This is a genomic window from Candidatus Merdisoma sp. JLR.KK011 (assembly GCF_036941125.1).
In the GTDB taxonomy this organism is placed as follows: Bacteria; Bacillota; Clostridia; order Lachnospirales; family Lachnospiraceae; genus Laedolimicola.
Genome location: NZ_JAYWSZ010000003.1, coordinates 228,605 through 243,586, shown reverse-complemented (window position 1 = coordinate 243,586; position 14,982 = coordinate 228,605). Strand labels below are relative to the sequence as shown.

The 14,982-nt window shown below is 46.2% G+C and carries 17 protein-coding genes and 2 pseudogenes; 11 read left to right on the top strand and 8 right to left on the bottom strand.

What is annotated here, in order from left to right; translation table 11 throughout:
* The first annotated feature begins 87 nt into the window (after positions 1-87).
* Genes asrA through asrC form a run of 3 tightly spaced genes read left to right on the top strand, consistent with a single transcriptional unit; the run spans position 88 to position 2,869 of the window.
* Positions 88-1,104, top strand: coding sequence for an anaerobic sulfite reductase subunit AsrA (asrA, locus tag VV089_RS02125; protein WP_287623949.1), 1,017 nt, complete (start codon positions 88-90; stop codon positions 1,102-1,104).
* Complete coding sequence (gene asrB / locus VV089_RS02120) at positions 1,101-1,895, top strand: anaerobic sulfite reductase subunit AsrB (protein ID WP_172540511.1); 795 nt, start codon at positions 1,101-1,103, stop codon at positions 1,893-1,895. The genes asrA and asrB overlap by 4 nt, the downstream gene beginning before the upstream one ends.
* Before the next feature lie 11 nt (positions 1,896-1,906).
* Entirely contained in the window at positions 1,907-2,869 is a 963-nt protein-coding gene (gene asrC / locus VV089_RS02115; RefSeq protein ID WP_172540510.1) for a sulfite reductase subunit C, read from the top strand.
* Positions 2,870-2,964: 95 nt separating this feature from the next.
* Here the strand turns inward: asrC and VV089_RS02110 are convergent, their stop codons facing one another.
* Positions 2,965-3,627 (bottom strand): Crp/Fnr family transcriptional regulator, encoded by a 663-nt coding sequence (locus tag VV089_RS02110; RefSeq protein WP_334334792.1) that lies wholly within the window; start codon positions 3,625-3,627, stop codon positions 2,965-2,967.
* A gap of 91 nt (positions 3,628-3,718) precedes the next feature.
* On the opposite strand from VV089_RS02110, the gene VV089_RS02105 reads away from it, so the two are divergent.
* The 5 genes from VV089_RS02105 to VV089_RS02085 all read left to right on the top strand — a co-directional run bounded on the left by VV089_RS02105 (position 3,719) and on the right by VV089_RS02085 (position 7,304).
* Positions 3,719-4,432, top strand: coding sequence for an ATP-binding protein (locus tag VV089_RS02105; protein ID WP_135976953.1), 714 nt, complete (start codon positions 3,719-3,721; stop codon positions 4,430-4,432).
* Between the two features lie 75 nt (positions 4,433-4,507).
* Positions 4,508-4,840, top strand: coding sequence for a cupin domain-containing protein (locus tag VV089_RS02100; protein WP_156354597.1), 333 nt, complete (start codon positions 4,508-4,510; stop codon positions 4,838-4,840).
* 33 nt (positions 4,841-4,873) lie between these two features.
* Positions 4,874-5,062 (top strand): ferredoxin, encoded by a 189-nt coding sequence (locus VV089_RS02095; RefSeq protein WP_135977052.1) that lies wholly within the window; start codon positions 4,874-4,876, stop codon positions 5,060-5,062.
* 79 nt (positions 5,063-5,141) lie between these two features.
* On the top strand, positions 5,142-6,770 hold the full coding sequence (gene hcp / locus VV089_RS02090) for a hydroxylamine reductase (protein ID WP_334334791.1): 1,629 nt from the start codon (positions 5,142-5,144) through the stop codon (positions 6,768-6,770).
* A 198-nt stretch (positions 6,771-6,968) separates the two neighbouring features.
* A complete protein-coding gene (locus VV089_RS02085) occupies positions 6,969-7,304 on the top strand; it encodes a helix-turn-helix domain-containing protein (protein ID WP_334334790.1) in 336 nt (111 codons plus the stop codon).
* 140 nt (positions 7,305-7,444) lie between these two features.
* Here the strand turns inward: VV089_RS02085 and VV089_RS02080 are convergent.
* Positions 7,445-7,747, bottom strand: a pseudogene (locus VV089_RS02080) (helix-turn-helix domain-containing protein); the annotation flags it as partial.
* Positions 7,723-8,544, bottom strand: a pseudogene (locus VV089_RS02075) (type IV secretory system conjugative DNA transfer family protein); the annotation flags it as partial. The pseudogenes VV089_RS02075 and VV089_RS02080, both read right to left, overlap by 25 nt.
* A 228-nt stretch (positions 8,545-8,772) precedes the next feature.
* Here VV089_RS02075 and VV089_RS02070 point away from each other — a divergent pair.
* The 3 genes from VV089_RS02070 to VV089_RS02060 all read left to right on the top strand — a co-directional run bounded on the left by VV089_RS02070 (position 8,773) and on the right by VV089_RS02060 (position 10,260).
* On the top strand, positions 8,773-9,018 hold the full coding sequence (locus VV089_RS02070; protein ID WP_334334789.1) for a DUF6431 domain-containing protein: 246 nt from the start codon (positions 8,773-8,775) through the stop codon (positions 9,016-9,018).
* A gap of 86 nt (positions 9,019-9,104) precedes the next feature.
* A complete protein-coding gene (locus VV089_RS02065; RefSeq protein WP_334334788.1) occupies positions 9,105-9,842 on the top strand; it encodes an ExeA family protein in 738 nt (245 codons plus the stop codon).
* A 10-nt stretch (positions 9,843-9,852) separates the two neighbouring features.
* Positions 9,853-10,260 (top strand): hypothetical protein, encoded by a 408-nt coding sequence (locus VV089_RS02060; RefSeq protein WP_334334787.1) that lies wholly within the window; start codon positions 9,853-9,855, stop codon positions 10,258-10,260.
* Between the two features lie 153 nt (positions 10,261-10,413).
* On the opposite strand, the gene VV089_RS02055 is transcribed toward VV089_RS02060, so the two are convergent.
* The 5 genes from VV089_RS02055 to VV089_RS02035 all read right to left on the bottom strand — a co-directional run bounded on the left by VV089_RS02055 (position 10,414) and on the right by VV089_RS02035 (position 14,911).
* Positions 10,414-10,599 (bottom strand): hypothetical protein, encoded by a 186-nt coding sequence (locus tag VV089_RS02055; RefSeq protein ID WP_334334786.1) that lies wholly within the window; start codon positions 10,597-10,599, stop codon positions 10,414-10,416.
* The gene (locus VV089_RS02050) at positions 10,600-10,902 is read right to left on the bottom strand and encodes a plasmid mobilization protein (protein WP_172540299.1); all 303 of its coding nucleotides are present in this window, start codon (positions 10,900-10,902) and stop codon (positions 10,600-10,602) included.
* A 1,046-nt stretch (positions 10,903-11,948) separates the two neighbouring features.
* Positions 11,949-13,124, bottom strand: a complete 1,176-nt coding sequence (locus VV089_RS02045; protein WP_334334785.1) for an IS91 family transposase — start codon at positions 13,122-13,124, stop codon at positions 11,949-11,951.
* Complete coding sequence (locus VV089_RS02040) at positions 13,121-13,969, bottom strand: tyrosine-type recombinase/integrase (protein ID WP_172544120.1); 849 nt, start codon at positions 13,967-13,969, stop codon at positions 13,121-13,123. The genes VV089_RS02045 and VV089_RS02040 overlap by 4 nt, the downstream gene beginning before the upstream one ends.
* Before the next feature lie 270 nt (positions 13,970-14,239).
* Positions 14,240-14,911 (bottom strand): hypothetical protein, encoded by a 672-nt coding sequence (locus VV089_RS02035; protein ID WP_334334784.1) that lies wholly within the window; start codon positions 14,909-14,911, stop codon positions 14,240-14,242.
* Between the last annotated feature and the right edge of the window lie 71 nt (positions 14,912-14,982).

Sequence of the window (14,982 nt, the reverse complement as noted above, 5' to 3'; positions counted from 1 at the left end):
GTTGCACACGCAACATGGATTCTTCTTTGTTTGTGTTACACTCCTTATAGTCAACATGTAGTTATTTAAGTATAAGGAGGAAAATATATGGGCTTTCATATTACTGATATGCAACTGAATGTATTATTTCAGACATGGCAAACAAATTACCATATCTATGCTCCCCGCAACTTTTCTGGCGGCGGACGCTTTTCTGATACAGATTGTATCCGTTATGGAAAAATTGAACATGCTGACGAAATCGTGTTCGACAAAAAATCTGATTATTCCTTCAAGGAAGTGCTGACACCCGTTTCTCAAACCCTGTTCTTCTTTACGGAAGGGCAAACCAAAGAAGCCGATTTTCCCCAAAAAGGCGCAGTCATTTTCTTGCGTAGCTGCGACCTATATGCTCTTAAGCGGCTGGACGATATGTACCTACACAACAGTCCAGCAGATTATTACTATCAGCATCTGCGGGATAACATTAAGATTGTGCTGATGGGCTGTGAACATTCCTTTGAAAATTGCTTCTGCGTCAGTATGGGAACCAATGTAAGCACTAAATATGATATGAGCATCGACCGCCAGCCTGACGGCACCTATCTGGTGGACTGTAAGGATGAGGCATGGGTGAAACAGTTAGTACAAGCTGGATGTGAACAGCAGGAAGTCATCCCTGCTCATGTCACTGAAAACCAAGTTACAGTTCAAGTCCCTGAAAATCTGACCGCAGAGGTGGCCAAAAGTACTATGTGGGAGGAATACAATAGCCGCTGCATCAACTGTGGACGTTGCAATTTTGTCTGTCCTACCTGTACCTGCTTTACTATGCAGGATCTCTTTTATAGTGAGAATGGCAAGGTTGGAGAGCGCCGTCGTATCTGGGCCTCCTGTATGGTAGATGGCTTTACCGATGTGGCCGGTGGCGGCAGTTATCGGAAAAAAAACGGAGAACGGATGCGGTTCAAGGTACTGCACAAGGTACTGGACTACAAACAACGCAATGGCTATCACATGTGTGTGGGTTGCGGACGATGCGACGATATCTGTCCGGAGTATATCTCATTTTCAGGTTGCATCAACAAATTGCAGAGTGCTATGACGGAGGTGACTGAACAATGATGAAAAATGATTATATTCCTTTCCCATCCAAAATTTTGGAAGTAATTCGGCACACAAAAATTGAGTATACGTTCCGTATGGAGTTTCAAGGAGATGTTAAGCCGGGACAGTTTTTTGAAGTGTCGATTCCTAAATATGGAGAAGCTCCTATATCAGTCAGTGGTATTGGAGACAACTTCGTAGATCTAACCATTCGTCGAGTGGGCAAGGTTACCAATGAAGTTTTTGAACATTATGTGGGTGATACTCTTTTGCTGCGTGGTCCCTATGGGAATGGATTCGATGTATCAGACTATGCAGGTAAGGACATCATCGTCATGGCTGGCGGAACTGGTCTATCGCCTGTTCGAGGAGTGGTGGATTACTTTTTCAATCATCCAGAGCAGCGGGGGCATATGACTCTGATTGCAGGCTTCAAAACGTCGCATGACATTCTTTTCCGCAACGATCTGAAGCTCTGGAAAAAAAACATGGATATCATCCTTACGGTAGATTGTGCAGAAGAGGATGTTGCCTGTCATGTGGGCCTTGTTACTCAGTACATCCCTCAAATCAAACTGGATAATGTGCAGAACACAGTGGCTGTTGTAGTAGGGCCTCCTGCCATGATGCGCTTTTCCGTGCAGGGATTACTGGATATTGGACTTCCAGAAGAAAATGTCTGGATTTCTCAGGAACGGAAAATGTGCTGCGGTCTGGGCAAGTGCGGTCACTGTAAGATTGGGGACACCTATGTTTGCCTGGACGGTCCAGTATTTAACTATACCAAAGGGAAATTTTTAGTAGATTAAGGAGGGGTAACATGGATATCAACACAAAAATACTAAAAAAGAATGCGTTTCGTGTCACTAAAGAACGTGGTATGACTGCTTCCAGAATCCGTGTTCCCGGTGGTCATCTGGATGCCAAATATCTGAGCCAAATTCAGCATATTGCAGAAACTTTCGGAAATGGCACAGTTCATATTACCAGCCGACAGGGATTTGAGATTCCTGGTATTCCTTTTGAAAAGATGCCAGAGGTTAATGCTGCCCTTCAAAGCCTGATTGACGGTTTGGAGATCAATCAGGATGAAGTGGGCTGCGGCTATCCTGCTGCTGGAACCCGAAATATCACCGCTTGCGTGGGCAACCGTGTCTGTCCATTCGCCTGTTATGATACCACTGCGCTTGCCCAGCGTATTGAAAAAGCTGTTTTCCCCAACGATCTCCACTTTAAGATTGCTCTGACTGGTTGCCCCAATGATTGTGCCAAAGTACGTATGCATGACTTTGGCATCATGGGTATGACAGTACCTCATCTTGAGTCTGATCGTTGTGTTAGCTGCGGGGCCTGTGTAAAAGCCTGCAAAAAGAAATCTGTTGAGGCTCTGAAGCCAGTCAACTTCCGTCCTCAACGAGATGAGCGGCGATGCATTGGCTGTGGAGAATGTGTTTTGGCCTGTCCGAATGCTGCATGGACTCGTAGTGAAAAGAAATACTATAGACTTACTTTGCTGGGTAGAACTGGCAAAAAGAACCCGCGTCTGGGTGAAGATTTCATCAAGTGGGTGGACGAAGACAGTATTATCAAAATCATTCTCAATACCTACGACTATGTGAAGGAGTACATCGACCCCAATGCTCCCGGCGGAAAAGAGCATATTGGCTACATTGTAGACCGTACTGGTTTTGAGGAGTTCAAACGATGGGCCTTGCGGGATGTCACTCTGCCAGAGATTGCAGAAGTTATGACTCCCATGTATTGGAAAGGTATAACATATTGATATATAACAGCTTGAGAGATTTTTGAAGGACACTTAAAAGTATTTTTTTGATAAAATAGATCATCAGAAAACATACAATGAATCACTCATACTCTCTATTGAAACATCAAGCTATCTTTTAATAAAAATTGATTCTTGCTGTACTCAATAATTCCGTCTTTTTGCATTTTTGAAAGCTCGTTACACATGGCACTGCGGTCCACATTCAGATAATCAGCTAACTGTTGGCGGTTGTAGGGGATCAGGAAAGAATTGCTCCCGGCGCGTTTGGCGCATTCCGAAAAATAGGACATCAACCGCCCCCGAATGGATTTGGAGCTGGTATGCTGGATTCTTTGAGAAAGCTGAAGGTTTCTGTGAGCGCAGACAGTCAGCAGATTTCGGACAAGTCTTGTGTGGAATGGACAGGCATTGGTACAAGTAGCCAGGACACGCCCCACATTCATAAACAATATGGATGTATCCTCCGCAGCGGACACCGTAACCAACATCGGCTCCCCCGGAATGCAGGCATACACCTCGGCGAATACAGAGCCGGGCGCAACATGACCCAAAATACTGGTATTGCCCCAGATATCGTTGCAGGAGAGCACCGCCAGGCCGGACAGCAAGATCCCGATATTTTCCGTGATGTTTCCTTCTGAAAGGATTACCTCTCCTTTTTGAAAACTACGCGTTGTGGCATTCAGGCAACCCAAAAGAGATGTAATCTCTGCTTCTTCCAGTCCTCGAAACAGTTGTGTATTGGATAAATTCATATTTTTCACTCCTTGTTGTTATAACAACAGACTTTCATTTCATATTATAGTATACTAAATCCAGAAACGCAAGAGAAAGGATGAAGCAAACATGATTCGGAAAATTATTCAGATAGACGAAGAAAAGTGCAATGGATGTGGGGCCTGCGCCGAAGCCTGCCATGAAGGGGCTATCGGCATGGTAAACGGGAAGGCAAAACTCCTGCGGGACGATTATTGCGATGGTCTGGGCGATTGCCTGCCCACCTGCCCCACCGGTGCGATTTCCTTTGTGGAACGGGAAGCTGCTGCCTATGACGAAAAGGCTGTGCAGGAAAATATGAGAAAAAAGAACAGAATGAATTCTCCTTCCGTTGGTGTTCATGCGGGTTGCCCGGGCAGCCGAATGCAGCGAATCCAGCATTCGCAGGAATCTGCTCCTTCTGCCCCGATGCAGGCTGAGTCACAGCTGAGGCAGTGGCCCTGCCAAATTAAGCTGGTCCCAGTAGGTGCCCCCTATTTTGAAGGAGCCAAGTTGCTGATTGCGGCAGATTGCAGCGCATATGCCTATGCCAGAATGCACGAGGATTTTATGCGTGGGAAGGTTACGCTGATTGGCTGCCCCAAGCTGGACAACGTGGATTACAGCGAAAAGCTGACGCAGATTATCCAAAACAACAATATCCAGAGCGTGACCATTGTGCGGATGGAAGTTCCCTGCTGCGGCGGACTGGAGTTAGCTGCTAAAAAAGCATTGCAGGCAAGCGGAAAATTCATTCCCTGGCAGGTGGTCACTATCTCGATTGATGGAAAGATTCTGGAATAACCTCTGATTCGGTTCTTCAGTTTTTGGAATATATCCGACAGACAAAAACAAATTATATTGCAGGAGGTGACTGTTATGAGTAAAAAAATGAAAAACATTGCGCAAGCCGAGGTTCTGACGCTGAAGGAGCAGATCTCCTATCAGGAGGGGCAGGTAGTCAGCAAGACGCTGGCGCAAAATCCGGCAGTAAGTATTACCCTGTTCTCATTCGCAAAGGGCGAGGAAATCAGCACCCATGAATCGGGCGGCGACGCTTTCGTAACCTGTCTGGACGGCGTTGGAAAAATCACCATTGACGGCACAGAATATCTGTTGCATGAAGGAGAATCCATCGTCATGCCAGCTGGACACCCTCACGCGGTATATGGACAGGAAGCGTTCAAGATGCTTTTGGTCGTTGTATTTTAATCAAACGTAAAATTGACAGAGGGAGGTGATTTTATGAAAATAAAAGTAGATCAGAATCTCTGCATTGGCTGCGGGCTTTGCTGTGGGATCTGCGACGAAGTTTTTCGTATGAATGAGCACGAGAAGGCGGAAGCATACCAACCAGCAAACGATGACAATCAAAGCGCCGTGCAGGATGCAATTGATTCGTGTCCTGTGTCTGCAATCGCTTGGGAAGATTAATTCAAGCGCATCTATATACTTTTTTGATTGAAAAGTAACTACATCATTTCAAATTTTAAAAGTTTTTAGGAGGTCTATTATGGAACAAAAAATGTTTTGCTATCAGTGTCAGGAAACCGCCGGGTGCAAAGGTTGCACCATGTCCGGTGTATGCGGGAAGAAGCCTGATGTGGCAGCTATGCAGGATCTGCTGGTCTATGTCACAAAAGGGATTTCAGCTGTTACAACTGCACTGCGTCAGGAAGGGAAGCAGGTATCTGCGGAAATCAATCACTTGATTACCCTGAATCTGTTCACCACCATCACCAATGCAAATTTTGACAAAGAGAGCATTGAGGCAAGAATCCGTGCCACACTGACTGAAAAAGATGTGCTGTTGGCGCAGATTGCCGATCCTTCCGGTCTGCCCGAAGCGGCAAAATGGAATGGCTCTGGCAATTGGGAAGAAAAAGCCGCAACTGTCGGTGTTCTTTCTACTGAAAACGAGGATATCCGTTCTCTGCGAGAACTGATTACCTACGGTCTGAAGGGATTGTCCGCATACTCCAAACACGCAAACGTTCTACTGAAGGATGATGAGGAGGTCGATGCCTTCCTTCAGCGGGCGCTGGCAGCTACACTGGATGACAATCTCAGCGTAGAAGAATTGATTGCTCTGACAATGGAAACCGGAAAACACGGCGTATCCGGTATGGCTCTGCTGGACAAGGCCAACACGGAAGCCTATGGAAATCCCGAAATTACGAAGGTAAATATTGGCGTTGGGACAAATCCCGGTATTCTGGTTTCCGGTCACGACCTGCGGGATTTGGAAATGCTGCTGGAGCAGACACAGGGAACCGGCGTGGATGTTTATACCCATTCCGAGATGCTCCCTGCCCACTATTACCCGGCATTCAAAAAGTATCCCAACTTTATCGGCAACTACGGCAATGCGTGGTGGAAGCAGAAGGAGGAATTTGAATCCTTCAACGGTCCTATCCTGATGACGACCAACTGCATCGTGCCTCCTAAAGACAGCTACAAAGACAGACTCTACACTACTGGCGCAGCAGGATATCCGGGATGTACCCATATCCCAGGAGAAATCGGGGAGCAGAAGGATTTTTCCGTTATCATTGAACACGCAAAAAGATGCGCTGCACCTACTGAAATTGAAACAGGAGAGCTGATCGGCGGATTTGCACACGCGCAGGTTCTGGCTCTGGCGGATCAGGTGGTCGATGCGGTAAAAAGCGGCGCGATCAAAAAGTTCGTTGTGATGGCGGGCTGTGACGGCCGTGCCAAGAGCCGGGAATACTATACCAAATTTGCCAAGGCACTGCCGAAAGATGCTGTGATCTTGACAGCCGGATGCGCGAAATACAAGTACAACAAACTGCCTTTGGGCGACATCAACGGCATTCCTCGTGTTCTGGACGCCGGGCAGTGCAACGATTCGTATTCTCTGGCTGTCATTGCTTTGAAGCTCAAGGAAGTTTTCGGTCTGGACGATATCAACGACCTGCCCATCGCCTACAACATTGCGTGGTATGAGCAGAAGGCTGTCATCGTTCTGCTGGCGCTTCTGTATCTTGGCGTGAAGAATATCCATCTCGGTCCCACTCTCCCGGCATTCCTCAGCCCCAATGTGGCAAAAGTTTTGGTAGAGAACTTTGGTATTGCGGGAATTAGCACAGTAGAAGAAGATCTGAAATTCTTTTTTTAAACTCATGCATAAATAAAAAAGACAACTTTGCTTCTGTAAAATCAGAATAGCAAAGTTGTCTTTTTATTTTCTTACATTTGTTAAATATGGTGTTACTTTATATGGCACCTTTTTTCATATTTCGTGTTATTCACGAACTCGCAGAACGTTCACGCCTCGATACCTGAACTGTAAAATGGTATTGGAGGTGAACTGATAGTGGCTGAAACAGAAAAAATGGATATTTCCTACATGGGGCCTATCTTCAAAAAATACCGTGTAGATGCAAATCGAACACAGGAAGAGGCTGCGGAAAAAGTGGGAACTACCGCCCGCTTCCTTATGGCTTTAGAGAACGAGGAAAAGCGTCCAAGCATCGATATTCTTTTGCGTCTTGTTGACACCTTAAACATCCCTGGCGATGCTATCCTTCATCCACAGATTCAGCACATAGACAGCGAGGATCAACAGCTTTTGCGTCAGTATATGCGACTGAACGACCGTGATAAATCTGTTATCCGCGCAGCAATTCAGGAGATGCTGAACAACAGATAAGAGACTGCCACCTTTCACGGAAGGTGGTTCTTTTTCTCTGTCTATTAGGATTTCTTCAGGTGATCCCTTCTGGATACGCCGCAGTGACATAATCCATACGCCACCAAGAGGACAGATGCTTCCCTTGGTGGCGATACTTTTTAATTACAGTCTGTCAGAGTAAACAGCAGACTGCTCCTGCCGCCGTTCTCCCGCCAACGTTGTTCTTTCTTTAAGAGTCCGGCTGTAATCAAATCCTGAATCGCACGTTCCACCGTGCGCCGGGACAGATGTAGTTCCTTTGCGATGGTACCAATCGCTGGATAGCATTGTCCCTGTGCATTGCTCCGGTCTTTCAAATACATATACACGGTTTTGGCACGATGGGGCAGTTCTGCTTTGTAGATGTTAGAAAAATACCCCATACCTGGATCACCTCCTAATCGGTTCGCAGCGGAGGACGTCTTGGTATGCTGCTGTGTTCTTTCGTCGTCTGCGCTTGTGACTGTTGCTGACCGCCCTTGCGTGTTTCACCGGCATCAGACATTGGCGGTTCTTCCCATTCATCATCTTCTGCATCTCTGCGCCGCACAATCTCCTGTTCCAGTTCAAAGCGATCTGCATACTTCACACTTCTGGCAGCCTGCTCCGGCACCTCATACGCATCGCCAAACTGAATCCCCCATTTAAGAAACAGGGGAAGCCGGGTCTGCATAGGACAGTTTCCCGTTTTTGCAAAGATAAAATGTCCTTTTGGAAGTGTTTTCAATTCGTCCGGTGACATCAGAGGACGGCTCATCATCTGCAGGCTCTGGCTCGGATCGTTCTTTCCTCTGGAGATGGAACCGGACAGAACAGTCCGGTTTCCAAGTGCTTTCGATAAAATCTCCGCACTTTCCGAATTCGGTGCAAATCCGCCAAACAGAATGTCCTGACAGTTATCGATGATGATGCTGGAGCCTTCCTTTCCATAGTTCTTTTCCAGCTGTGCAAAGCCCTGGATAATGGGAATCATACTGATCTGTCTAGAACGTCCTGCAGAGAACATCATCTCCATTGATTCAATTTTAGGGATCGTACCAATCTCATCCGCAAACATCATTACACGGTTCGGCAGCTTCCCACCATGCTCGTCAGCGATGGTCAGCATTTCACGATACAGCTGCTGCAGAAACAGTGACACCATAAAATACTTTGTATTATCTTCCTCCGGAAGAACAATAAAAATTGCGGATTTTTCTTTACAGAATGTTTCCGTATTGTTATTCGTTAGTTTATCTGAACCAAAATCCTCAGTTTTTCTCCAAATTAAATAAGGTATGGGATATTTTAATCTGATATATTTTCCGTCAGATTATTTCATCTCCATACCTTTTGTGCTATCCTTTTATCTGATACGCAGAAAAAAGGACAGGAACCCTCACCGACCAAAGTTTGTGTCCCTGTCCTTACTCACACCATGGCGGACGGTTCCGCCACAGACAAGGATATGATAACAGTAATCACAGAAGAATGCAACGAAATTTCACAGGAATTTTATGATGATGCCATGGATTCCATCCAGATCTGCCAGCCGGAGTGTTCCTGCGGCCACTGCGGCTGCCTCGCAGGGCACGGGGCCTATACCCGCTCCATAAAAACAGCACTGGGAAAGATCCCCCTTGTCATACGCAGGGTGCAGTGCAGCCTCTGCAATGCCACCCATGCCCTCCTTCCCTCCGGCAGCGTCTCTTAAGCGAAAGTCTCCCGCTGTCCCCCGCCCATGCCCTCACTAAGCCCTGCATCCGACTTTTCGGACTGAAGAATTCCAAAGAGATCCTGGTGGAGACGGCCCAGTACCGGGAAGCCCTCTTCCGCCTTTCCTATCTGGCTAAGACAAAGGGCTTCGGCCTGCTCACGGGTGGGCCGGGGCGGGGCAAGACCACTGCCGTGAGAAACTGGGCGGCAGCACTGAACCCTTCCCTCTACAAGGTGGTCTATTCCTGCCTCTCCACGCTCACCGTTTCGGATTTCTACCGCAGCCTCGTGGAATCCCTGGGCGGGCAGCCCTCCTTCCGCAAGCCGGATAACTTCCGTTCCATACAGGAGGAAGTCAGCCGGCTGTGCCTGGAGAAGAAAAAGACCCCCGTCATCATTATTGATGAAGCGAATTATATAGGCAATGCCATCCTGAATGACTTAAAACTCCTGTTTAACTTCGAGATGGATTCCAGGGACCGGGCCGTGATCCTTTTGTGCGGCCTGGGGCAGCTGAACAATACCCTGCGCCTGTCCGTCCACGAGCCTCTGCGCCAGAGGCTCGTGATGAACTTCCACATGGAGGGCATGACGAAAGAGGAGGGGAGGACTTTCATCCGGGCAAAGCTTGACGGGGCGGGATGCAGCCACGCCGTCTTTGATGAAGGAGCCACCGAGGCCCTCCTGAACGCTTCGGACGGCACGCCCCGTGTGCTTAACCGCCTCTGCTGCCAGAGCCTGCTGTGTGCAGATGCAAAAAAGCTGGATCTGGTGGATGCCGACACAGTCATGCAGGCCATAAACGACTGTGAACTGGGATAGGAGGCCGCTTATGGATAAGATAAAAAGGAAAGCCCTGCAGCGGGAACTTAAGGCGGTAGAGGATGCCTATGCCGGGACACTTGGCTGGCTGGAACTTGGGGAACTGCGTTCCTGGGTGGAAGCTGGAAACAGCCCCTATGAGAATCCGGAACAGGCCATCCATGAAGATGGTACCTTTTTTGACTTCATCGAATGGCATCGGACGGCACGGTGGGTCACCGTCAGGGAACCTCTCGATTTACGGGAGCTTTCGGACAGGGAGCTGTTTAACTTTTATACGGACAGACGCTCTGGCCATGGCTCTTTTGAGGAGACAAAAAAGTACCTCCGGGATGCACAGACCTTTCTGGGCTGTGAGATCCTCACTCTCATAGATTTTCTGAAAGAGAGAGCTGCTGTATGCGTACCTGCGTTATAAATATCCTGAACCACTGACAGAGGAAGAGGAACTTCCATTCTGATCCTTTCAGGAAGAGATACCCCTGCGCAATTAATTTGCATAGGGGTATTTTCAGTTCCGAATAATGTGCGAAACCATGTTCCCACAATGTGACGGGAAATCTATCATAGATTACTTTCCTGCTAATATAATCTGCAAATCGAATGCTCTTTTAATCTGAAGAACAACAACATACCGCAGGGCGGCGTATAAATCGCTGTCCACATACTTTTTATCAATGGTTTTGTCGGGATTTTCCGCATAGTCAATTACTTCCTTCAGCCTGTCTTTGACAGGCCAGAAGCCGGTAGTCGCCATTTATAGTACCGCCTTTTCTTTTTGGGGGAGAATTAACTCGGCTGTGATTCCATCAATCAAGGCAATTATTTTTTCTTCCGTATCCGCTGTAATTTTGCCTTCAACAGCAATGCAGAGTTCATCCAGCTTATCATTAAAAGTGAAGAATATTTCGGGCAGGACGGTTCTCGGCATATATCCCAAAGCACGTTGGCGGAGATATTCCGATACGGAAAGCCCGCACTTTTTGGCGTTCTGCGCAATGATATTTTTTTCTTTTTCGCTCACACGGATAAATAAATTTTTGTTCTTGGCTTCATTCATAACATCAGTCCTTTCTTGGATTTTTGAGGGGATTGGGGGATTCTCCAAAGCGTAATCGGCTTGTGGAGCCGGTTGGGGTGGAAACTGTCAATACAGTTTCCCTGCTTGCTACGGTATGCGACACTCTTTCTGTCGCATACGGTCTGTTTTTTCCGCCGGTCTGTCTGAATGTCGTTTTTCTGTCCCTGCCCCATCTCAGGCGGCGTTGTTTCGCTCACTCTCCGAAAAAGAGGTCATCGCAAAATCATATCCCATTCAGCCGGTCATTCAGTTGTAACCGGCATTTGGGCAGCAAAAAAAGCCGGTACATCAATGTGTGCCGACCGTTCGCAAAAGGACAGTCTTATCCCTTTGTGGTGTTGGTTTCACATTCATGTAACCGGCTTTGAGATTCAAAGTCGAAACTGTCAGTTACGCTTTCTGATTGCCGACAGTTCAAAGCAATTCAGAAGCAGCGGTATTTCCTTTTCGCATACCGCAGGCGTGTACGGTGCAAAGCCGTACTCCCAAATTCTGTGAAGATATGTAATTGGTTGTGGTTCTCATAAAAGAGTATTTCATTATACTGAATGAAATAAGTGTTTGTCAATACTTTCCGAAAAGGTTTTGAATATTTTTTTCGGAAAGTGGGAGTACTATTTAATTACAAATAAAAATCATGTTCGTTTATCTTTGGATAAAAGAGCAGAGCCGACAGGCTGTGATTGCTCACAAGCCTGCCGACTCTGTGCATTATGTGTCTGGCTTTTTGGTGAAATGTTGTTTGCCCGATAAATCGTTAAGGAAAGAATCGAAGGTGGTGCAAACGAAAAAGCAGCTTTGATCTTTCGATAACTGCCCTTTCGTTTGCATCAGTTTCGATTTTTCCTGGTTGAACAAAGGCGCGTCTGGGTAGCCGCTGTATATGGGCTTTCAATTTTGACGCTCTTTGCAAAACAGTATGTTGGATACCTGTGCATATGGAGAGGAATTTTTAAAAATCATTTCCAGCGCACCACGAATAAGCCCCCATAGGAAGCTTTTTTTAAATATTCAGCTACTGGTATTCAACATAATAAGTGTGGCTCAAGTCTTATGCAATACCTGCCAGATGGCAGAGGAATGATGTTCCCTCCGCAGGATGAGCATTTGCAGACATCCTTGTTGTAGAGCAGCTTGATAATAGCGGGCACATCAAGAGCCTTAAGTCTGGAAATGTATCTCTTACAGCCAAGCAGGTTGCGGCATAGTGTAATCTTCCTGTTTTTATTCCGGGAAGAAAGCAGACCGTAATGCCGGATCCGCACAAAACGCTTGGGAGGAACATGCATCAGAAACCTCCTGATGAATTCCTCCCCGGAAAGTGTGAGTTCCTTCCACTGCCCATGGTTTTTGTAATCCTTCACAGTAAACGTAACCGTGGAATCCGTCATACCCTTTATGCGGTAGTTGCTTATGGCAATCCTGTGGGTATATTTGCCAAGATATTTGATAACAGACTCCGCACCATGAAATGGCCTCTTGCAATAAGGAATCCATTCTTTGGCATAGCACGCGTCCAAAAGCTGTTTGAAAGCATAATGATTTTTGTAAGGTTCCGCTGTTCCATAGAACTCCAGCTTTCCATCCACCCATAGCTGTTTTAGCCCGGCAAGATACTTGCCCCGAAAAACCTTGGAAAGGACCTTGACAGGGATAAAAAAATCCTCACCGTTATCCTTCCAGTGGTTCTTAGCATCCAGACCTCCGCCTAACACGATGGTGTGGATATGGGGATGGAAATTCATTGCACTTCCCCAGGTATGGAGAATGCAGATATAGCCTATGTCTGCCCCAAGATATTTTTTATCTCTGGCAAGTTCGCTTAAAGTATCGGAGGCAGCATGGTAAAGGGCATTGTACAAAAGCTTCTGGTTGCTGTAAATGACGGGATTAAGTTCTTCCGGTACAGTGAAAACCACATGAAAGTATGGGGCGTCCAGTATATCCTCCCTGCGGGCATCCACCCATTTTTCCCTCGGGAACTCCTGACACATAGGACAACACCTGTCCCGGCAGGAATTATAATGGACGGAAATACAGCCGCAGTCCATGCAGACGCTTACATTGACACCAAATGCGCCGGTTTTGCAGTTCATGATGTGATAAACTGCTTTCTGCTGTGCTGCAGACAGTCCATGGGTTTTCTCATAGTCAGGATAAAAGCGGTTAAACACATCCTGTATCGTGCAGTTTTCGCTCATGACTCACCGCCTTCCGAAACATCAAAAGGGCTGCGGATTCCAAGCAGCGTTTTGTTGCTTACATGCAGATATACATCTGTAGAGCGGGGATCGACATGGCCAAGAAGTGACTGGATATATTTGATATCCACCCCGCTTTCGAATAAGTGACTGGCAAAACTGTGACGGCAGGCGTGGGAAGACACGCGGCGTATTATGCCGGCCTTTTTAGCGCTTGCTTTGAAAAACTGGTTAACGCTTGAAATATCGAGGTAATCCCCAGTCCATGAACTCGGGAAGAGAATGCCCTTTGGTCTGCCACACTGAAACCAGTATTCGGTAAGCAGGTCGAGATTCCTCTGGGAAAGGATCGTATATCTGTCGATGCGGCCTTTTGTTTCCCGGACATGAATGGTCATGTTAGTACGGGAAATATCATCATAGTGCAAATGGAGAGCCTCAGATACACGCAGCCCGGAAGAATACATGGTAGCGATGATGGCCTTATGCTTAAGGTTATCAGTCGCTTCAATGACAGCATTGATCTCCTGTGGCGTAAGCACAGTTGGAAGATTCCGCTCACGCTTCATGGCAGGGACTTCCTCGTCATCCCAGGCAATCTTCAGGACTCTTTTGTAGAGAAACTTGATAGAGGAACGATAGTGATTATGAGTTTCAGGGGATCTGCCCTCCAGACGTTTCATGGTAAGAAAGGCCTCTGCATCCTCAAGCGTGAGGTCAGTAACAGGCTTATTGGTGCAGCGCAGGAAATAGCTGACATTACTGCAATACAGTTGAATTGTCCGTTCTCTAAGGTTGCGTTTTTCCGCAGCATGGCGGATGGATTCAAAAATATCTTCGTACATAAAAAACCTCCATGATAAGTAGTATTGAGTGTTTAAAGTGACGTCTACTTACCAGGGAGGTGCATTGGCATCATAATTCCGGTTGCGGAAGACACCAAAAAATGATATTGTATTCATAGGCAGTGGAGGTCTCCGTATTTGATTGTTTTGTGTGGTAACTTAACAATACCGTATTGCGGAAGATTTTTCCACTGCTTTTATTTAGAGGAACGTAAAAACTGCGCCACAGCCCTGGCAGGCCATCGCGCAGCGATTTTGTTCAATAGGAAATTATAGCAAATAACCTATAGCGATGAAAAGATAGCTATATAGGTATTTCCTGTTTAATCTTAGATACATTACACCGCTAAGAACAGAAAACATCATAGTAGAAATTCCGTTCCATATTTCAAGACCTACCCCTCTTGACACAAAATGAATCGCTCCCCATGTCATAGCCAATATAATACCGCCAAAAGGAATTGGGCTTTCTTTTTTCAACAGAGTTTCAATTGCTTTTTGCCCGTATATTATGATTAGAATAACAAGCAGCACTTCAAATATATAGTATAAATATTGCGCGCAAAATTGGAATACAGTTTTACCCTGTGCTTCTCCGACAATCTTTAATGTATGCCAATCAATGAAAGTCATAATTTTGCAACCAATGAAACAAGCAAGCGTTACGATCCAACTTTTCGAGGAAATCTTATCCCTTTTGCTTCCCCTTTCCGGAAAATGATAATGCTTCCTTGAAAAAAGCAGGAGAACACCAATGAAAAACGCCCACATAAAAACCATTATGATACAATGAATACTTCTTTGCTGCATTGTATAATTCTGTATGTCTACATGCAGAATTATAACTTCAATTGCAAATATTGACAGCAATTCAAGCATAAATGCTCCAAATGAAAGTAAACTCAGCCATAAATATTTTGTCCATTTTACTTCTTTAACCATTATCCTTATGAAATTCCGATTTCTTTTTATTCTTGACTTCCCGACAAAGGAATTTGTTTGTTCAAATAAAC